This is a genomic window from Falsochrobactrum tianjinense (genome assembly GCF_019100495.1).
In the GTDB taxonomy this organism is placed as follows: Bacteria; Pseudomonadota; Alphaproteobacteria; order Rhizobiales; family Rhizobiaceae; genus Brucella; species Brucella tianjinense.
Window position 1 is genome coordinate 166,546 of the sequence record NZ_JAHRVA010000006.1, and the last position, 19,063, is coordinate 185,608.

Genomic DNA, 19,063 nt, shown 5'->3' on the forward strand with positions numbered 1-19,063 from the left:
GAAATCATTGGGATAGTTTGGCGAGCGAAATCGTCAGGATAATGCTCTGATGCGGAGTTTTCTGTCGGGTGACAAATTCTCGATTAAATGGAAGACAAGTTATAACGACGATTAGAATTCTGCCGTTGCATAAGCGGCCAAGTGGACACGAAAGGAAACAGGATGTCAGATAAGACAGCAAGCTTTACCCTCGACGGCAAAACGTTCGACCTGCCCGTACGACAAGGCACTGTCGGGCCGGACGTCGTCGAGATCGGTCCGCTTTACAAGAATACCAATGCCTTCACTTACGATCCGGGTTTCACTTCCACCGCGTCGTGCGAATCCAAAATAACCTATATCGACGGCGACGAAGGCATTTTGCTTTATCGCGGCTATCCGATCGATCAACTCGCCGAACATGGCGACTTCCTCGAAACCTGCTATCTGCTTCTATATGGCGAATTGCCAACCGCAACCCAGAAGGCCGATTTCGATTATCGCGTGACTCGTCATACGATGATCCATGAGCAGATGACGAAATTTTTCACCGGTTTCCGTCGTGATGCTCACCCTATGGCCATCATTGTCGGCTGTGTCGGCGCAATGTCCGCTTTCTATCATGACTCGACCGATATCACCGACCCGCATCAGCGCATGGTGGCCTCCATCCGTCTGGTCGCCAAGCTGCCAACGCTTGCCGCAATGGCCCATAAGTATCATATCGGCCAGCCTTTCATGTATCCAAAGAACGACCTCGATTTCGCGTCGAACTTCCTGCATATGTGCTTCGCCGTTCCGTGTGAGGAATATAAGGTCAATCCTGTTCTCGCCCGCGCCATGGATCGCATTTTCATCCTCCATGCCGACCACGAACAGAACGCTTCCACCTCCACCGTTCGCCTCGCCGGTTCTTCGGGCGCCAATCCATTTGCCTGTATCGCTGCTGGTGTAGCCTGCCTCTGGGGTCCGGCACATGGCGGTGCAAATGAAGCAGCCCTCAACATGCTCGCGGAAATAGGCTCGGTCGACCGTATTCCTGAGTATATCGCGCGTGCGAAAGATAAGGACGATCCGTTCCGCCTGATGGGCTTCGGACACCGTGTCTACAAAAACTATGATCCGCGCGCCAAGATCATGCAGAAGACCTGCCACGAAGTGCTCGGCGAACTCGGCATCAAGGACGATCCGCTGCTCGACGTCGCAATGGAACTCGAGAAGATCGCTCTGACCGATGAATATTTCATCGAAAAGAAACTCTATCCGAACATCGACTTCTATTCCGGTATCACGCTGAAGGCGCTCGGCTTCCCCACCGAAATGTTCACGGTCCTGTTCGCTCTCGCCCGTACCGTCGGCTGGGTCGCACAGTGGAAGGAAATGGTCGAAGACCCGCAGCAGAAGATCGGTCGCCCACGCCAGCTCTATACGGGTTCGCCAGAACGCGATTATGTACCGGTTGCAAAGCGCAGATAATCAGTTCTCTTCGCAGTAATAAAAAAGCCCGGCAGAAAAACTGCCGGGCTTTTTTATGAAGTGCAATGCGCTCTGTCTCTTTGTTTCAACGCTTTCTGCCATTCTCAGCAAGATCAAGCAGAATCCCCGCGCCGATTTCTCCAGATGGCCGCTGCGTCGTCATGAGTGACGCCACTTTATCGAAACCGTCCAGTTGTGCTTGTCGTGCTGAGCCGGGACGCATCAGTTGTTCCATCTGGCGCGCCAGCATGCCTGCCCTGACGAATTCATTAAAAAATTCGGGAACGACAGGCTTATCGGCAATGATATTGGGAAGCGCCGCACTCCAGATTGTGATTTTCGATACGAGAAACTGGCGTGCGAACCAGTCTGCCTTGTAGCAAAGAACCGTCGGAATGCGTGACAAGGCGAGTTCGAGCGAGACCGTGCCCGACGCAGCCAGCGCGGCGTCTGCGCGAGAGAAAGCCTGCCATTTTGCATCGTCGCCTACCACGATCAGCGGCTTGACGGCCCAATCGCGTGAAAGATCGCGCACCATTGCCTCAATGCGGGGCAAGGTGGGCAAGATGAGCTCAAGCTTGTCGATGCGTGTGGCCAGTTCTGCGATAGTCTTGCCGAACGGCTCCATGAGCATCTGGATTTCCGACCGGCGTGACCCCGGCAAGAGCAGCAAGCGGCGCGTATCGTCATTCCAGCGCTGTGGTTCGATGGCCAGTTGTTCTGCCTGCGTCGCAACTATCGGCTCATAGCTGCTCAACCTGTGGCCGACATAGGTCGATTGCGGCCCATTGAGCCTCCTCATCACCTCGACCTCGAACGGCAGCACAGTCAGCACATGGTCGACATAGGATCGCATGGCGCTGGCGCGTTGCGGGCGCCAGGCCCAAACGCTCGGAGCAATATACTTGACGATGGGAATTGAAGAATCGGCCGCCCGGATTTTCCTGGCGACACGATGCGTAAAGTCGGGACTATCGATCAGCAGAACGCAGTCGGGTTTTTCGGCAACGATTTCCCGCGCCGTCTGCCGAATGCGCAGAACCAGCCCCGGCAGGTTCTTGAGGACCGCTCCCAGTCCCATCAATGCAATTTCATGCGGATCAAAGAAGCTTTTCAGACCCCGTTGCGCCAGATGATCGCCGCCAACCCCGACAATATCCACCAGCCGGTCTGTTTGACGACGCAGGGCGTCGATGAGATCGGCGCCGAGAAGATCGCCGGATTCCTCTCCGGCCACGATCGCTATTTTCAATGGCCGACTGGTTTTGCTCACTCTGCCGGGTCCTTCCCCTCTCGACTGATGGTCTCTATGAAAATGCCTTTTTCATTTGCCGCAGCAATCGTCTCACCGAAGCCAAGAATGAACGTGCGCCCCGCTTCAAGAGCGATTCCCGACAGGCCCGCGCGCGCGGCGTTTTCCACCGTCGATGGGCCTATGGCGGGCAGATCAGCCCGCTCATCCTGTCGCGGCTTTGCCATTTTGACAAGGACGCCGCCTCGTTTGGATATCCTTCCGGCTTGGCGAAGCTCGTAAACACGCTCGATCATGAGATCGGTGCCTTCGGCTCCTTCCAATGCGATCACGCGACCTCCCGCTGCAATCGCGCCCTGCCCTACATCAAGATCGCCAAGCCGTAGGGCAGCTTCCATGGCAAGCAGAACATTTTTGCGCGCCCGTGCATCGGGCCGCAAATGTGTAAGATAACGGGCAGGAGCCGGGGAAAGAAGATCGGGTACCACTTCATGCGCGCCGACCATTTCAAAACCGAATCGCTCCAGCAAACGCATGAAAGCACGCAGAAGCGCATCGTCTCCCTTGCCAAGCGCACCCAATACATAAGGAACCGCCCGCAAGGTCGGCCAGTTGAATTTCAAGTCGCTCAAATGGGGACGGTTGAGGACCCCACCAGCCAGAACCACCTGCGAAACACCTGCTTCGCGCATGGCGCCCATCAGCATCCCAAAATCCATCACCGAGATTTCCTGATGGTCATATTCGTAAAGCGAAGAATCAGCTTCGCCACGTAGCGGAAGCACAAAAGGCGGATTTCCATCCGCCTTCAAAGCTGCCGCCACCCTGATCGGCAATAGACCATTACCCGCAATAATCGCCGTACGGGGGTGCGTTACCGGGCCTTGACCATTATCAATCGTCGTCACCATCTGGGACTCCGCCAATGGAATTGCCAAGCGGCGGCGTACAATAAGCCCGCTTTGTATCGGCCAGAATAAACGCGATCAGATCGGCAACCGGAACCGAATCCGGAATGGTTTGCAACACGTCTTTTGCGCGCTCACGCACCGGCTTTGTGCGATCAAACAGCATATGCACCGCATGCCGCATCTTATGAATGTCCTGACGCTTCATGCCCGAACGCTTCATGCCGATAATATTAAGTCCCCCCAGATAGGCGTGCACACCGATGGCGCTGCCGTAGGGAATAAGATCATGAGCAAGCGCCGCCATTCCGCCGACAAAGGCATGATGGCCGACACGTACGAACTGATGAACTGCCGCGCCGCCTCCCAGAATAGCGTGGTGACCGATCACCGTATGTCCGCCAACCATCACATTATTGGCGAAGGTGACATAGTCACCGATGTCACAATCATGCGCAACATGCGCATAGGCCAGAAACTGGCAATTATCGCCAATCGATGTGTAACCACGGCTGCTGTCCGAACCGCGATGCATGGTGACACCTTCACGAATAAGACAATTAACGCCTACATCGAGCGTCGTCGGGCCACCCTTATGTTTGCCATTCTGCGGATCGCAACCCAGAACCGCATGCGGATAAACCTTGGCGCCTGCCCCAAGCCTGACGCCTCCTGTCGCCACAACATGGCTCATCAGCTCGGAATTGTCGCCAATGACAGCGCCCGACTGGACATGGCAGAAAGGGCCGACGGATGCGCCCTGCCCCAGTTCGACCCCTGGCTCCACAAGAGCGGTAGGGTGAATGAAAGTTTCTTGCATCAAGTGCTCACAGCTTTTCTTCAGCTACGCCAACCATGGCGGCGACTTCAGCTTCGGCAACCTTGACGCCATCGACCTCGGCCGTACATTCATATTTCGAGATATTTCCACGCTGCTTCATTTTTTTCACATGAAGAAGCAATTGATCTCCCGGAACCACCGGGCGACGGAATTTTGCCTTGTCGATTGTCATGAAATAGACGACGCCCGGCGCATTGGCCCCCATATTGAGAACCGTGATTGCGCCTGCGGTCTGCGCCATAGCTTCGATAATCAGAACCCCAGGCATGATCGGCTTGTTAGGGAAATGGCCCATAAAATGGGGCTCATTGATCGTGACGTTCTTGATTCCCGTCGCGGATTCATCGCCATCTATATCAATAATGCGATCAATCAACAAAAACGGATAACGATGTGGAAGTGCGCACAGAATTGCCTGAATATCAACGGCTTCCAGCGTCCTCTGCCTCATATCATTCATCTGAGGACTGCTCCTTTCTTGATTGCCCGATGCTGCGGATGTTCGCAATATCGCGAAACCATTGCTTGATGGGGCGCGCGGGAATCCCCCCCCAGCGCTCACCATCAGGTATATCGTTCATAACGCCGCTTGCCGCTGCCACCTGCACCCCGGATCCGATGATCAGATGGTCGGCAAGCCCGACCCGCCCTCCAAGCATCGTCTGGTCGCCAATAGTGCAGCTTCCGGAAATGCCGCAATGTGCCGCGATAAGACAGAAGCGACCGATACGCACATTGTGGGCAATCTGCACAAGATTATCGATCTTGGTGCCTTCGCCGATAATCGTATCGGCAAGCGCTCCACGATCAACCGTTGTGTTTGCGCCAATCTCTACATCATCCTGTATGATAACGCGCCCAAGCTGCGGTACTTTTTCAATTCCTGCCGGACCCGGCACATAGCCGAACCCGTCTTGACCAATGCGCACACCGGGATGCAGCGACACACGGTTTCCGATAAACGCATGCTGGACCGCCACACCTGGCGCGATATAACTGTCGCGTCCGACCTGGCAACTCTCGCCGATTACGGCTGTTGCCGCGATCAGCGTACCGGAACCGATACTCGCGCCCTTGCCAATGACCGCACCCGCTTCAATCGTGGCTCCATCTTCGATCTGCGCAGATGGATGGATAAAAGCTGCTGGTGAAACGCCCTTTTCGCCCAGCCAGCTTTCGGGCCGCGCCGAGGCTGGAAAAAGCATGCGCCCCACCGAAGCGAAATCACGATGCGGATTGCGAGTGATAAGGGCGGCAATATGGGAAGGAACATTATCCGCCACCGCCTCCGTGCATAGAACACCCGCCGCCTTTATATCCGCCAGAGATTGGGCATTTTTCTTGCCATCGACAAAAACCAGCGCATCCTCGCCTGCATCACTCAGGGAGGCGAGACGCACAACAGAACGCGGCGCAAGCTTCGGGTTTTGAAGTCTTGCACCGGTAAAATCTGCGACATCGCCAATCGTGAGTTCTCGCGACGGCCTAAAGAAAATGGGATCTGCCATTAAAGCACTTTCTTGCCCGGGGCATGACTGCCCCGGGAAAAGGCAAATCTATCAGAGTGGTTCATCTTTAACTAAAATTCAGAACCACTCTAACTACTTGTTTTGCACATTTCCAGATGGAAAAGCGGGATCTGCTTTTCCTGAAGATGCTTAGAACCGGGTCGAAACACCGAAGTTAAAGTTCTGAACCTTGTCGGTATCAGCCTTCGCAACCGGGAATGCATAGTCAAAACGCAACGGACCGAACGGCGAAGCCCACATCAGGCTGAGGCCAACAGATGCGCGGAGCTTCTTGTCATCGCCAAGTGCACCAGCTGTATCATTTCCATACAGAGTGGCCGCATCAGCGAATACAGCGCCACGGACACCGAGACTTTCAGGAATGAGCGGCATCGGGAACTGTATTTCAGCCGTACCGCTGAAGTAGGTCGTGCCACCCAGCCAGTAGCGATTGCCATTGCCAGCATCCTGATAGGGGCCGATGCCGTTGAATTTAAAGCCGCGGATAATGTCCGAATTGTTCTTGAACAAATCGAAAATACGAACACCGTCGCTATCGAATTCATGGATATAACCAGCTCCCGCCCCCAGCATGCCGATAATGTCGGCTTCCTGCATAAGCGTGGTATAGTAGTTACCCTTGAATGTCGTCTTCATATACTTCGCGTCGCCACCAAGGCCTGCGAATTCCTGCGTGAACTTGCCATAGAGGCCTTCGCGCGGGTTCTTCATATCATCGATGGAATTATAGGTCAGCGAGTAGCTGACCGATGAACGCAGCCAAGGGCTATGCTCTGCGGCTTCAATAAGCGCTGGCGCATAGTAATCCGGATCAGGCTCTCCATTGATTGTCCTAGTCAGGTCATATTTTTCCTGAACAAGATTATAGGCGAGACCGACCGAGAAATTATCCGTAATCGGCAAGCCGAAACGAATGGTACCGCCGGTTTGCTCCACATCGTAGCGACCGCTCGTATCCACGCGATAAGAACGGCGGAAGACATCAAAGCCCGCGGACATACGATAGCCAAGGAAATATGGCTCAGTAAACGACAGGCCGTAATTGCGCATGTCATCCTGACCAGCACCCGCACTAATCCGGATATACTGGCCGCGACCGAGGAAGTTACGCTCTGTAACCGCAGCTTCAACCGAGGCACCAGGCGTTTCGCCGCCGGTAGTGTAACCGCCACCAATCGAGAATTCACCAGTCGACTTCTCAACGACATCGACAACCAGCACCACTTGATCCGGCTCGGAACCGGGAGCCGTGGAAATATTGACGCTCTGGAAGAAATCGAGTGCTTCCAGACGACGCTTGGCGCGCTGCACCATGACCTGGTTGAAGGCATCACCCTCATTCACGTCGAACTCGCGACGGATCACAAAATCGCGCGTCTTATCGTTACCGCGAACCTCAATGCGCTGAATATAGGCGCGCGGTCCTTGATCGACACTGTAAACAACCGAGATCGTATGGTTTTCGAAATCGCGGTCGCCACGGGGTTCGACCTTGGCGAAGGCATAACCGCTTCCGGCAACATTCTCGGTGATCGCCAGAACGGAATCTTCGATATCTTTCGCGCTGTAAGGCTTGCCGGAACGAGTTTCAACGAGATGTTCGAGCGACTGCGTATCGACACCTTCGACTGTACTTTCAACGCCGACATCGCCAAACGTATAACGCTGCCCTTCATCGACTGTGATCGTAATTGTGTATTCGTTGGTCGACGGATCAAGAACCGCATTGGACGAAAGAACGCGGAAATCAGCATAGCCACGATTGTAATAGAAGCGGCGCAGCATTTCTTCGTCGGCCTGCAAACGGCCCTCATCGTAAACGTCGTTACGGGTCAGCCACGAAAGCGGGTTCGAACGCTTTGTGGAAATGACATCACGCAAACGGCGAGCACTATAAGCGCTGTTACCGACAAAGTTGATATCCTCGATCTTCGTGCGCGAGCCTTCCGTGATTTCATAAACCACGTTCACGCGGCCCTGGCCGAGATCAACGGTACGGGCATTCACAACCGCATCGCTGCGCCCGACATGGGCATAGGCAGCCTTGATCGCTTCCTTGTCCGATTCCAGGGTCGCGGCATTGAACGGCGAACGCGGCTTCAACTGAACAGCCCGGGCGAGATCAGGATCCTTCACCTTCTTGTTGCCCTGGAACAACACATTGTTGACAACCGAGCGCTCACTGACCTGTACGATCAGCGAACCGCCAGATTGATGAATACGAACATCGGAGAACAGACCCATTGCAAAAAGACGCTTCACCGCAGCATCGATATCGGTGCTGCTGAATGCCTTACCTGGACGAATGTCGACATTGTCCCGGATGGTCTGCGCATCGACACGAGAATTGCCGCGCACCTCGATACGATTGACAACTGCGGCTTTGGCAACATTGACCGATGCCAAAGAAAGCGCAGCCGAACCCGAAGCTACAAGAGCCACCGACATGGCGAGCGCAGAAGCCGCGCCAAAGAATTTAGAACTTGCCATCATAGGCTTTCCGAACCTTCGTTTCTGTCTGTCCCCGGGACGATTTACCCAGAAAAGCACGCATGGATGAAACCGTAATAGCCGGTTTTCCCATACAAGCAAGCGCTGTGGTTAAATTCTGTTTACTTAAGCAACGAGCGTGGCATCCGTGCCACGCGATTCAGCTGTTATGGTAAACAGATCGCTTCACTTTTCGAGTATTCGCTCCCATTGTTCACTTCTGATTAACGTCTTTGGGTGGCTTTCGCCATACACAAAGCATCCTTACGATCCCGTGTTTCGGCTTCCAAGCGTAACGAACTCCCACCAGCCGCAAGCTGTCTAGCAGGCAAACAGGTCGTTGAAAAGCACGAACCCCATGAATCCCATGACAAAGAGGAAACCCACCCGATAAAAAATATCCTGTGCGGCTCCAGAAACGGGGCTGCCCTTGATCGCTTCCACCGCATAGAAAACGAGATGCCCCCCATCCAGCGGCGGCAATGGGAACAGATTGAGAATCCCGATGCCGATGGAAAGCATGGCAGTCAACTGGATAAGCCAGTCGAACCCCTGACTGGCAGCCTTGCTCGCCATATCGGCTATCTTCACCGGCCCGCCGAGCTGGCACTTGTCTTCACGCCCTGCGGCAAAGCGTTTGAAGAATTCGCCAGTGCGGCTAATGATATGGCCGGTTTCGACCACCGCCTGCCCGACTGATTCGAGCGGACCGTATTCAACGCGACGGAAATTGCCGACTGCCTGTGTCGTTTCCACGCCGATCGCCCCCAACCTGATCTTATTGCCCAGCGGATCGGTTCGCTCGACCAGCGCAGGCACGGCTTCAAGATCGACTATTTTCCCGTCGCGCTCGACGGTGAAATGCAACGTGTCGCCGGAACGGCCCGAAACGACCCGCTGCACATCGGCGAATGTGACGATCTTCTCGCCCTCAACGCTCACGAAACGGTCGCCCGGCTCAAATCCCGCTTCGGCTGCAGGACTGTTCGGCTGTACGCTGGCAACGAGCGGATCCGCGATCTGCCGACCGTAAAGAGCAAAAAATACGCTGAAAATTGCAATCGTCAGAATGATATTAAAGGCAGGACCGGCAAAGACGGTTGCGGCACGCTTCCAGACCGGCTGCGTATGAAACGCCCGGCCACGCTCCTTTTCGCTTAGCTTGGCGTTGTCCACGCCTACAGGGGAACTCGTCGCGCTCTCGTCACCGATGAACTTAACATAACCTCCCAGAGGAATCGCGGAAAGCTTCCAGCGCGTTCCATGTCGATCCGTGAAGCCGATCAATTCAGGGCCGAATCCTATGGAGAAAGCACTTGCCCCGATGCCACACCATCGGCCCACCAGGTAGTGGCCCATTTCATGTACGAAAACGACGACCGTCAGCACAAAAAGAAACGGAATGATGGTCCCTATAAGCAGGCTTTCGCTGCCGATAAAATAGGCCAGTGCATCCTGCAAATTACCACTCCTACAAATTCATACACACTTAGAAACTGAAAAACATCGCGGACGGAACGTCAGGTTCCGCCATGAGAGCACCAAAGAGGTATAGAACTGCGGCAGCAGCTACAAGCCCGTCCACCCGGTCAAGAACCCCGCCATGCCCCGGCAGGAGGCGTCCGGAATCCTTTGCACCGAACTGGCGCTTTACCCACGATTCCGCTAAATCTCCAATCTGCGAGACAACAGATAAAAGCAGCGCCAGCAAAGGCACAAGCCAATTGCCTGACGGAACGGCAAGAGACGCCACCAGAACACCGCTCGCGACCGCTGCTACAGCGCCACCGATAGCGCCGGACCAGGTTTTATTGGGCGAAAAGCGTGGCGCGAGCTTCGGGCCACCCAAAGCCCGCCCGGTAAAATAGGCTGCAATATCAGTCGACCAGACCACAGCGAAAAGAAAAATGATCGCCATGAAGCCGAACGGCTCGTCGCCCCGCAACAGAGAAAGAGAAATGGCTGAAAACCCGGCATAGAACAGTCCGGTTGCCGTCCAGCCTCGACCAGTTTTCCATTGCGTCGCCAAAAGCACAAGACAACCGGCAATGAGCACCCCAATCGTCAGCAAGGCGCCGTGATCCAGAACTAGAGAAATCGAAGTGATAATCAACCAGCCCCAGCCGAAAATGCGGGAAAATGCCGTCTGTTTCGTCGCTGTTAATCCGACCCACTCGTAAAACATCGCCACTCCGATAGCGATGGAAAAGAGGCTGAACCCCAACCCGCCGATCCAGGTCAGCCACAGAGCGACAGCGCCCAGAATAGTGGCGGTCAGAATACGGGTTTGCAGATTGGACATTGAGACCTTTCGACGGAGCGGACTGGCCGCATGAGGGCGATTCCCGCTTTTGCTGAACTTAGATCGCCGCTCCCTTGGCTGAAGGGCGTGAGACAATCGTCTCGCATTCTTCTGACTTGCCTTGCTCGATACCGCCATACCGGCGCTCTCGCTGACGGAACGCCTCATAGGCGGCATCCAGATCGGTAGATGTGAAGTCGGGCCAGTGGCACGATACGAACAGAAACTCCGAATAAGCCGCCTGCCACAGAAGGAAATTCGAGAGCCGCATCTCGCCGCTCGTACGAATGATAAGATCGGGATCGGGAATCCCCGCCGTATCGAGATTGGCCGAGATCAGTTCAGAGGAAATCGATGACGGATCGAGCAGGCCCGCAGCAATGTCGCGCCCGATGCTTTGTACCGCGCGTACGATTTCGTCACGCGCGCCATAATTGAACGCGATAATCAGATTGAGACCGCCATTGCGGCGGGTAAGCGCTTCAGCCTCGCCTAGCAGGCTGCGAATATCTGCCGCCAGCCCTTCCCGCTCGCCAATGATCCGCACGCAAACATTGTTGCGGTGAAGCTCCGCCAGATCGCGCCGGATAAACAGCTTGAGCAGCCCCATCAGATCGCCGACCTCGCCGCTGGGGCGCGACCAGTTCTCCGATGAAAAGGCAAACAGGGTGAGGAAGCCCAGACCACGATCGCCTGCAGCCCTTACGACGTTGCGCAGGGCCTCGACGCCGGCTCTGTGACCAGCGCTACGCGGCAACCCGCGTGCCTTCGCCCAACGGCCATTGCCATCCATGATAATGGCTATGTGGCGCGGATCGGACATGGCGGAACTCTCCCTCATAGAGATCAGCAGGCTCTAGACCTGCATGATCTCCCCTTCCTTGACCGTGACGATCTTGTCCATTTCGGCGATGGTGTCATCGGTCAGTTTCTGCACCTTGTCTGACAGAACCCGGCTTTCATCCTGACTGATCTCGCTATCCTTCTCCAGCTTTTTCAACTGGTCCATACCGTCGCGGCGCACATGACGCGCGGCGATACGGCCCTGTTCGGCATATTGATGCGCGATCTTGACCAGCTCCTTGCGGCGCTGCTCATTGAGTTCGGGCAGCGGAATACGAAGCGTCATGCCGTCCGTGATCGGATTGAGACCGAGACCGGAATCGCGAATCGCCCGCTCGACCGCACCAACCATGCTCTTGTCCCATACGGAGACGGACAGCATACGCGATTCAGGAACCGTGATATTGGCGACCTGATTAATCGGCATGGAGGAGCCGTATGCTTCAATCGTGATGGGCTCAAGCAAGCTTGCAGAAGCACGTCCCGTACGCAGACCACCAAGGTCATGTTTCAGCGCATTGACTGCGCCTTCCATGCGTCGCTTCAGGTCGTTGATGTCAAAAACATCGCTCATGCATGTTCTCCTTCAGTGCGCGGCAAGGCAACAATAAGTTTGACGATCAATTATCTGAAACGATCGTGCAACGCCCCTTGCCTTGCAAAATATCGGCCAAGCCGCCGTTTTCATGGATAGAATAAACTATTATCGGAATGTCGTTCTCACGCGCAAGGGCGACGGCCGCTGTATCCATGACAGCAAGCCCGCGATCAAGCACTTCCTTGTGTGTGAGTCGGTCGAAGCGGGTCGCTTCCGGATCCTTTTTAGGGTCGGCGGAATAGATACCGTCCACCTGCGTACCCTTGAAAAGGGCATCCGCGCCGATTTCAGCCGCGCGCAATGCCGCGGCCGAGTCGGTCGTGAAGAATGGATTGCCCGTACCGCCTGCGAAAATTACGACCTTGCCCTCGTCCATATAGGCGGTTGCCTTGCGTTGCGAGAAGCTTTCGCAGATTTCCGGCATGGCAATTGCCGAAAGCACCACCGCGTCCACTCCGATCCTGTGCAGCGAGGTGCGCAGCGCCAGTGAGTTTATGACGGTCGCCAGCATGCCCATATGATCACCCGTCACGCGGTCGCCACCCTTCGAGGCGACAGCCACCCCACGAAAAATATTGCCGCCGCCGATCACGACGCCCACTTCCACGCCAAGCGCACGCGCCTGGCTGATGTCTCTGGCGATACGATCAGAAACCGAAACATCAATGCCGAAACCCTGACCGCCCATCAGCGCCTCGCCCGAGGCTTTCAAAAGGACACGTTTATAGGTGGGCTTGACTAGCATTGAGGGTTCTCCGCAGAAGATGGTCAATCAATAGTGTTCGGTTCCGATACACGAAGGGCACCGCGTTGTCACGCGATGCCCTTCGTAATCAAAAGCCTTTTCAGGCAAAAGCACCTTCCAAAAAGTATGAAGTGCTTTTCGGAACAAGGTCCGCGTTAAAACAAACGCGATTAGCTCTTGACCGCAGCAGCCACTTCGGCGGCAAAATCGGTTTCTTCCTTCTCGATGCCTTCACCCAGAGCAATGCGCACGAAGCCGGTGATCTTGGCAGGAGCACCGATAGACTTTTCGGCTTCCTTGAGCGCAGCATCGACCGTGAGATCAGGATTGATGACAAAAGCCTGCGAAAGAAGGACGACTTCTTCGTAGAATTTGCGCATACGGCCTTCCACCATCTTTTCGATGATGTTCTCGGGCTTGCCTGATTCACGGGCCTGCTCGATGAAAATCGCCTTTTCACGCTCGACGGCAGTCGGATCGACGTCCGCATTGGTCAGCGCCAGCGGATTGACGGCAGCAACATGCATAGCGACCTGTCGGCCGAATGCATTGGCAGATTCCGCATCGCCAGCGGTTTCGACCGCGACGAGAACGCCAAGCTTGCCCAGCCCGTCAGCCACGCCGTTATGAACGTAGGTGGCGACAACGCCCTGCGAAACTTCCAGAGCAGCCGAGCGGCGGAAGCTGATATTTTCGCCGATGGTCGCAACGGCGTCCTTGGCAGCCTGCGTTACCGACTTACCGTCAACATCTGCTTCAGCAACAACTTCTGACGAGCCATCGGTCGTCAAAGCAGCCTGAGCGATCTTGCGAACCAGTTCCTGGAACGCCTCATTGCGGGCCACGAAATCGGTTTCAGAATTGACTTCGACGACAACCGCCTTGTTGCCGGTCGAAGCGACGCCAACCAGGCCTTCAGCAGCCGTGCGTCCAGCCTTCTTGTCGGCCTTGGCCATGCCCTTTGCACGCAGCCAGTCAACGGCTGCTTCAATGTCGCCATTGGTTTCAGCAAGGGCCGCCTTACAATCCATCATGCCTGCGCCGGTAAGGTTGCGCAGTTCTTTAACCTGTGATGCGGAGATGCTCATAGTGTCGCCTTTCACGAAAGCGAAGGCACACCGGATGGGTGTGCCAACTTTTAGCCGACGCCATATGCGCCGGAATGAACAGAGGTTATCCACCCGCCGTGACGGATGGATGAAATTCACAAGCGCTGGTTACGCGCCTTCAGCCGGAGCCTCAAGGGCTGGTTCAACAGGAGTTTCAGCCTGTGCACCGATGTCGATGCCCATCGCGCCCTGCTGGCGGGCAATGCCGTCAATTGCAGCACGAGCAATGAGATCGCAATAAAGGGCGATGGCGCGGGCAGCATCGTCATTGCCCGGAATCGGGTAATCGATCTGCTCGGGGTCGCAGTTCGAATCGATCACAGCAACAACCGGAATGCCAAGGCGCTTGGCTTCCTGAATGGCAATCGATTCCTTGTTGGTATCGATGATGAACATCAGGTCCGGAACCGAGCCCATGTCCTTGATGCCGCCCAGAGCGCGGTCGAGCTTTTCGCGTTCGCGTTCGAGGTTCAGGCGCTCCTTCTTGGTGAAGCCCTGTGCGTCACCAGCCAGAAGTTCGTCAAGCTTGCGCAGACGCTGGATCGAGTTGGAAATCGTCTTCCAGTTGGTCATCATGCCGCCGAGCCAGCGGGCATTAACGTAATACTGGGCCGAACGGCTGGCTGCATCGGCAATAATGTCCGACGCCTGACGCTTGGTGCCAACGAACAGAACGCGACCGCCACGGGCAACCGTATCGGAAACGATCTTGAGCGCGTTGTGCAGCAGCGGAACGGTCTGCGACAGATCCATGATGTGGATATTGTTGCGGGCTCCATAAATGAAAGGAGCCATTTTCGGGTTCCAGCGGTGCGTCTGGTGGCCGAAGTGAACGCCAGCTTCCAGAAGCTGGCGCATGCTGAATTCAGGCAATGCCATCTGTATTTTCCTTTTCCGGTTTGACCTCCACGGGCTGAGGCGATTACTCGCCACCGGAGGCTGAGGCCGGATTTCTCCCGGCGAAAGCCCAATCCCGTGTGTGGAATAGGCGCGCTGTTAACTTATCGCGCCACAAAATGCAAGTCTTGCAGCCATTATAGCGCCAAAGACGGACCACAATAGCTATTCACAGGCCGTTTTACCGCCTTTCGTATCGAAAACATCAAGCTTGACGAGCTTTCCATGCATGGAAAAGTCGCCATAGTCCATCGTCAGGTCGCGCGTGATACCGTTTCTGTAGAGCTTGAAATTGATGCGATAGATCGGCAGGCCGTCCTGCTTTTCCTTGTCATCGAAATAGGCAATCGTCACCGGCCAGGCATGATCGTCCGTCAACGGTCCCATGACCTTGGCTTCTTCGTTCTTCGCTTCCTGTGCCTTGCCTACGACAACGGTTGTTGCCACAACGCGGTCGGCATCCTCCGAAGCATCGAACAAGGTCGTCTGATAGAATTTCTCACCCGCTTCTGCCTTGCCGATGAGTTCCTCCATATGCGTGGTGGGAAATTGCGTGGCTCGCAGGTCGATCCGGCTTTCCTTGGGCTTCGAAAGTTCAACGACTGTCTTCTTGCCGTCCAGCGTGGCATCGCCGCGCACTTCCTTGATCAGTTCCTTGTCGACAAAGGTCTTGTTTACGAAGCGGAACTCCTTGCCGTCACCGCTTTCAAATGTCGCGGTTTGCTGATCGGTCAGGCGCTGCGGCTGCTCGTCCATATCGATACGTGTCACAAAGCGGAAATTGGTCGTATAGCCCTCGCAGGCCGAGCCATTGAATTCATAGACCATACGACCCGACAGCCCGCTGATTCCCGATTTTTCGTCAGCACGGTCGAGCATCAGATCATAAACCGCACGATGGGGCGCCAATATCACCGCCGAAGCCGCATTGGCGGAGCCTGCCAGTACGCTCCAGACACAAACTGCCGCTCCACCTGTCAAAGGCGCCATTCTGAAAAACCGCATATATGAATCTCCCGATCTGTTATGCTGCATGATAAAAAAACTCGTGGCGGAAGCGAGGCAAAAAACGCACCATCCCCGAAAGCTTTACCGATTCTATCTTTGAACCGGATGCGGACATCACTTGTAATCAGGGAGTAACTGGAATGGCCGATACATTCGACAACCGTCTTGAAAAACTGGGCATATCCTTGCCGGAAGCCGCCGCACCTGCTGCAAACTACGTTCCATTCGCACAAAGCGGCTCCCTTCTTCTTACCTCCGGCCAACTTCCGCTAGAAGGCGGCAAGCTCATGCATACAGGCCCAATCGGTGATATATTGACGGTTGCGCAAGGCCAGGCTGCCGCCCGCGCCTGCGCGATCAATGTGCTTGCACAGGCAAAAGCTGCGCTTGGTGACCTTAACCGCATCAAGCGGGTGGTGAAAATCACCGTCTTCGTTTCTTCCACCGTCGCTTTCGTTGAACAGCACCTGGTTGCCAATGGTGCATCCGATCTACTGGTCGATGTGCTCGGCGATGCGGGAAAACATGCCCGCTCGGCCGTCGGCGTTGCAAGCCTGCCGCTGAATGCCCCCGTGGAAGTGGAAGCAATCATCGAGGTCGCCTGAAATGTCATCGCTCGATTGGCTCACGAAACGACCAATCGCCCATCGCGGGCTGCATGATCTGAATAAGGAGCGCTGGGAAAACACCCTCCCGGCCTTCGAAGCTGCGGCAAAAGCGGGATTTGCCATCGAATGTGATGTACATCTCACGCGCGATGGCGGTGTTGTTGTGTTTCACGATGACGAACTCTTGCGGCTCACGGGACGTGAAGGCCGGATCACTGATCTGACGACCGCGGAAGCCACTGCGCTTCCTATTGGTGGCACGATCGACCATGTACCGACACTGCGCCAGGTGCTCGATCTGGTCGATGGTCGCGTGCCCGTCATCATCGAACTCAAGGGCATCGAGGGCCGCGACGACGGCCTCGTTGCAGCCGTGGCGAAGGATCTTCGATCCTATAAGGGTGAGGCCGCGATCATGTCGTTCGATCATCATTTGATTCGCCGTTTCAAAACAGATGCGAAAGGCATTCCCGGAGGATTAACGGCAGAAGGAACCGGAGTGAGAGATTTGGAGGCGCATTTCTCAATGCTCGTGCATGAGATTTCCTTCGTCTCCTATAATGTCCATCATCTGCCCAACCCCTTCATCCGCTTTGTGCGGGAGAAATTGCATATGCCCGCCATCAGTTGGACCGTACGTGACGCCGATATGCAAAGGCACAGCGAACTCAACGTAGATCAGGTCACTTTTGAAGGCTTCGATCCGCGGGCGCTTGTCGCTTGACGAGAAATTGCCCGCGCCGCAAACTTGCAAAACGAGCGGCAAAGGAACAGCGGTGAGCGACAAGGACAAGCAGACGGAACAAAGCTTCGTTCTTCGCGTCGTCGAAAGCATCGACGACTTTACGCAAGACGAATGGAACAGCCTTGCCGGAGCATCCCGACAGGATACGGCCTACAATCCCTTTATTTCCAGGGCTTTCCTGTTAGCTCTGGAACAGTCCGGTTCGGTATCGCGCAAAACGGGCTGGTTGCCGCGCCATTTGCGCCTCGAAGATGAGCGCGGTGAACTGATCGGTGCCGTTCCCAACTATCTCAAAGGCCATAGCCAGGGCGAATATGTCTTCGACCATGGCTGGGCCGACGCTTTTGAACGCGCGGGAGGGAGCTATTATCCAAAACTCCAGGCGGCTGTTCCCTTCACACCGGCAACCGGACCCAGACTTCTCCATCATGTGGACTATGATCGCGAAGCCGTGCAACTGGCTCTTGCCGCCGGGCTACGACAGTTGACGGACCAGATCGGAGTATCATCCGCCCATGTGACCTTCGCGCCATTTCATGAAATTAAGCCTCTGGAAAAAGCTGGATTCCTGCATAGGATAGATGAGCAATTCCATTTTATAAACAATGGCTTCTATGATTATGATGACTTTCTAAATGAGCTTGTGTCGAGAAAGCGTAAAGCGCTGAAGAAAGAACGGCGCGACGCCTTGTCCGACGGGATAGAAATCGACTGGATCACCGGCAGCGACCTCACCGAAACCGTGTGGGATGAGTTTTTCACTTTCTACATCGACACAGGTAGCCGGAAATGGGGGCGGCCTTATCTCAACAGGGCCTTCTTTTCATTGATTGGCGCTACAATGGCCGATGATATTCTGCTGGTCATGGCGCGTCGCGACGGGCGTTATATTGCAGGTGCAATTAATTTCATTAGCAGCGATACACTTTACGGGCGTCATTGGGGTTGCATCGAAGACCACCCGTTTCTGCATTTCGAGGTCTGTTACCATCAGGCCATCGACTTCGCCATTGAACATAAATTGCGCATTGTCGAAGCGGGGGCGCAGGGCGAGCACAAGCTTGCGCGCGGCTACGTGCCTGTCACCACTCATTCCGCACATTATATCGCGCATGAAGGACTGCGAAATGCAGTCAATAATTACCTGGAACATGAACGCCGTGAAGTCGCGCAGATTCATGAGGCACTCAAAGAGCATTCTCCCTATCGGCGGGGATAATCCCGTGCAGCTTGCGCGAAGCCAATGGATGCCGTGTGATTGAAATATGCAAATATTGGAGAGAATAGCATGTCTGCCACCTATGATAATGACAATATCTTCGCCAAAATCCTGCGTGGTGAAATTCCCTCGACGCGCGTTTACGAGACGGAACATGTGCTGGCATTCATGGATGTGATGCCCCAGGGAACGGGGCATACGCTCGTCGTCCCCAAAACCCCTTCGCGCAATCTGCTCGATGCAAAGCCCGAAACGCTCGTAGAAGCCATCCAGGCGGTGCAGAAAATTGCCAATGCCGTAAAAAAGGCGTTCAACGCCGATGGCATAACCGTCATGCAGTTCAATGAACCTGCCTCCGGGCAAACGGTTTATCACCTGCATTTTCACGTCATACCGCGATTTGAAGGTGTCGCCCTAAAGCCTCACAGCGGGCAGATGGAAGACCCTGCCGTTCTTTCAGCAAATGCTAAAAAAATCATCGCATCCCTTTGATAAATAAGGAATTATAAAAATG

The 19,063-nt window shown here is 55.0% G+C and carries 19 protein-coding genes; 5 read left to right on the plus strand and 14 right to left on the minus strand.

What is annotated here, in order from left to right; translation table 11 throughout:
• Nucleotides 1–162 precede the first annotated feature (162 nt).
• On the plus strand, nt 163–1,455 hold the full coding sequence (gltA, locus tag KUG47_RS13940) for a citrate synthase (protein WP_217678584.1): 1,293 nt from the start codon (nt 163–165) through the stop codon (nt 1,453–1,455).
• Nucleotides 1,456–1,540: 85 nt separating this feature from the next.
• Here gltA and lpxB read toward each other — a convergent pair whose 3' ends face one another.
• From lpxB to eipB, 14 genes are all read right to left on the minus strand, one after another.
• Nucleotides 1,541–2,728, minus strand: coding sequence for a lipid-A-disaccharide synthase (lpxB, locus tag KUG47_RS13945; RefSeq protein WP_217678585.1), 1,188 nt, complete (start codon nt 2,726–2,728; stop codon nt 1,541–1,543).
• Nucleotides 2,725–3,618, minus strand: a complete 894-nt coding sequence (locus KUG47_RS13950) for an LpxI family protein (RefSeq protein ID WP_217678586.1) — start codon at nt 3,616–3,618, stop codon at nt 2,725–2,727. Before KUG47_RS13950 ends, lpxB begins: the two co-directional genes overlap by 4 nt.
• Nucleotides 3,602–4,435 (minus strand): acyl-ACP--UDP-N-acetylglucosamine O-acyltransferase, encoded by an 834-nt coding sequence (lpxA, locus tag KUG47_RS13955; RefSeq protein ID WP_217678587.1) that lies wholly within the window; start codon nt 4,433–4,435, stop codon nt 3,602–3,604. The genes KUG47_RS13950 and lpxA overlap by 17 nt, the downstream gene beginning before the upstream one ends.
• Nucleotides 4,436–4,442: 7 nt before the next feature.
• Nucleotides 4,443–4,916 carry a 3-hydroxyacyl-ACP dehydratase FabZ gene (fabZ, locus tag KUG47_RS13960; protein ID WP_217678588.1) on the minus strand — a complete coding sequence of 158 codons (474 nt, stop codon included), beginning with the start codon at nt 4,914–4,916 and terminating at the stop codon, nt 4,443–4,445.
• Nucleotides 4,909–5,964, minus strand: coding sequence for a UDP-3-O-(3-hydroxymyristoyl)glucosamine N-acyltransferase (lpxD, locus tag KUG47_RS13965; protein ID WP_217678589.1), 1,056 nt, complete (start codon nt 5,962–5,964; stop codon nt 4,909–4,911). The genes fabZ and lpxD overlap by 8 nt, the downstream gene beginning before the upstream one ends.
• Before the next feature lie 150 nt (nt 5,965–6,114).
• Nucleotides 6,115–8,478: an outer membrane protein assembly factor BamA gene (gene bamA / locus KUG47_RS13970; protein ID WP_217678590.1), complete on the minus strand. Its 2,364-nt coding sequence runs from the start codon at nt 8,476–8,478 to the stop codon at nt 6,115–6,117.
• 318 nt (nt 8,479–8,796) lie between these two features.
• Nucleotides 8,797–9,936 (minus strand): RIP metalloprotease RseP, encoded by a 1,140-nt coding sequence (gene rseP / locus KUG47_RS13975; RefSeq protein ID WP_217678591.1) that lies wholly within the window; start codon nt 9,934–9,936, stop codon nt 8,797–8,799.
• A gap of 28 nt (nt 9,937–9,964) precedes the next feature.
• Nucleotides 9,965–10,777: a phosphatidate cytidylyltransferase gene (locus KUG47_RS13980; RefSeq protein WP_217678592.1), complete on the minus strand. Its 813-nt coding sequence runs from the start codon at nt 10,775–10,777 to the stop codon at nt 9,965–9,967.
• Nucleotides 10,778–10,835: 58 nt separating this feature from the next.
• Nucleotides 10,836–11,600, minus strand: a complete 765-nt coding sequence (locus KUG47_RS13985) for an isoprenyl transferase (RefSeq protein ID WP_254799565.1) — start codon at nt 11,598–11,600, stop codon at nt 10,836–10,838.
• Between the two features lie 33 nt (nt 11,601–11,633).
• Entirely contained in the window at nt 11,634–12,194 is a 561-nt protein-coding gene (frr, locus tag KUG47_RS13990) for a ribosome recycling factor (protein ID WP_217678594.1), read from the minus strand.
• Nucleotides 12,195–12,240: 46 nt separating this feature from the next.
• The gene (pyrH, locus tag KUG47_RS13995) at nt 12,241–12,963 is read right to left on the minus strand and encodes a UMP kinase (RefSeq protein WP_217678595.1); all 723 of its coding nucleotides are present in this window, start codon (nt 12,961–12,963) and stop codon (nt 12,241–12,243) included.
• A 170-nt stretch (nt 12,964–13,133) separates the two neighbouring features.
• The gene (tsf, locus tag KUG47_RS14000; protein ID WP_217678596.1) at nt 13,134–14,051 is read right to left on the minus strand and encodes a translation elongation factor Ts; all 918 of its coding nucleotides are present in this window, start codon (nt 14,049–14,051) and stop codon (nt 13,134–13,136) included.
• A 129-nt stretch (nt 14,052–14,180) separates the two neighbouring features.
• A complete protein-coding gene (gene rpsB / locus KUG47_RS14005; protein WP_217678597.1) occupies nt 14,181–14,951 on the minus strand; it encodes a 30S ribosomal protein S2 in 771 nt (256 codons plus the stop codon).
• 183 nt (nt 14,952–15,134) lie between these two features.
• Entirely contained in the window at nt 15,135–15,974 is an 840-nt protein-coding gene (gene eipB / locus KUG47_RS14010) for a cell envelope integrity protein EipB (protein WP_217678598.1), read from the minus strand.
• 143 nt (nt 15,975–16,117) lie between these two features.
• Here eipB and KUG47_RS14015 point away from each other — a divergent pair, with 143 nt between their 5' ends.
• From KUG47_RS14015 to KUG47_RS14030, 4 genes are all read left to right on the plus strand, one after another.
• Nucleotides 16,118–16,582, plus strand: a complete 465-nt coding sequence (locus tag KUG47_RS14015; protein ID WP_217678599.1) for a RidA family protein — start codon at nt 16,118–16,120, stop codon at nt 16,580–16,582.
• A gap of 1 nt (nt 16,583) precedes the next feature.
• A complete protein-coding gene (locus KUG47_RS14020; protein ID WP_217678600.1) occupies nt 16,584–17,309 on the plus strand; it encodes a glycerophosphodiester phosphodiesterase in 726 nt (241 codons plus the stop codon).
• A 52-nt stretch (nt 17,310–17,361) separates the two neighbouring features.
• Nucleotides 17,362–18,549, plus strand: a complete 1,188-nt coding sequence (locus KUG47_RS14025; protein ID WP_217678601.1) for a GNAT family N-acetyltransferase — start codon at nt 17,362–17,364, stop codon at nt 18,547–18,549.
• Between the two features lie 69 nt (nt 18,550–18,618).
• Nucleotides 18,619–19,041 (plus strand): HIT family protein, encoded by a 423-nt coding sequence (locus KUG47_RS14030; RefSeq protein WP_217678602.1) that lies wholly within the window; start codon nt 18,619–18,621, stop codon nt 19,039–19,041.
• Nucleotides 19,042–19,063 lie beyond the last annotated feature (22 nt).

What these genes read in the sequence shown, in the direction of transcription:
- tsf (WP_217678596.1), bottom strand. Translation starts at nt 14,051, where the DNA reads ATGAGCATCTCCGCATCACAGGTTAAAGAACTGCGCAACCTTACCGGC.
- fabZ (WP_217678588.1), bottom strand. Translation starts at nt 4,916, where the DNA reads ATGAATGATATGAGGCAGAGGACGCTGGAAGCCGTTGATATTCAGGCA.
- KUG47_RS14020 (WP_217678600.1), top strand. Translation starts at nt 16,584, where the DNA reads ATGTCATCGCTCGATTGGCTCACGAAACGACCAATCGCCCATCGCGGG.
- eipB (WP_217678598.1), bottom strand. Translation starts at nt 15,974, where the DNA reads ATGCGGTTTTTCAGAATGGCGCCTTTGACAGGTGGAGCGGCAGTTTGT.
- frr (WP_217678594.1), bottom strand. Translation starts at nt 12,194, where the DNA reads ATGAGCGATGTTTTTGACATCAACGACCTGAAGCGACGCATGGAAGGC.
- KUG47_RS14030 (WP_217678602.1), top strand. Translation starts at nt 18,619, where the DNA reads ATGTCTGCCACCTATGATAATGACAATATCTTCGCCAAAATCCTGCGT.
- KUG47_RS14015 (WP_217678599.1), top strand. Translation starts at nt 16,118, where the DNA reads ATGGCCGATACATTCGACAACCGTCTTGAAAAACTGGGCATATCCTTG.
- lpxA (WP_217678587.1), bottom strand. Translation starts at nt 4,435, where the DNA reads ATGCAAGAAACTTTCATTCACCCTACCGCTCTTGTGGAGCCAGGGGTC.
- lpxD (WP_217678589.1), bottom strand. Translation starts at nt 5,964, where the DNA reads ATGGCAGATCCCATTTTCTTTAGGCCGTCGCGAGAACTCACGATTGGC.
- gltA (WP_217678584.1), top strand. Translation starts at nt 163, where the DNA reads ATGTCAGATAAGACAGCAAGCTTTACCCTCGACGGCAAAACGTTCGAC.
- KUG47_RS13985 (WP_254799565.1), bottom strand. Translation starts at nt 11,600, where the DNA reads ATGTCCGATCCGCGCCACATAGCCATTATCATGGATGGCAATGGCCGT.
- rpsB (WP_217678597.1), bottom strand. Translation starts at nt 14,951, where the DNA reads ATGGCATTGCCTGAATTCAGCATGCGCCAGCTTCTGGAAGCTGGCGTT.
- KUG47_RS13980 (WP_217678592.1), bottom strand. Translation starts at nt 10,777, where the DNA reads ATGTCCAATCTGCAAACCCGTATTCTGACCGCCACTATTCTGGGCGCT.
- KUG47_RS13950 (WP_217678586.1), bottom strand. Translation starts at nt 3,618, where the DNA reads ATGGTGACGACGATTGATAATGGTCAAGGCCCGGTAACGCACCCCCGT.
- pyrH (WP_217678595.1), bottom strand. Translation starts at nt 12,963, where the DNA reads ATGCTAGTCAAGCCCACCTATAAACGTGTCCTTTTGAAAGCCTCGGGC.
- bamA (WP_217678590.1), bottom strand. Translation starts at nt 8,478, where the DNA reads ATGATGGCAAGTTCTAAATTCTTTGGCGCGGCTTCTGCGCTCGCCATG.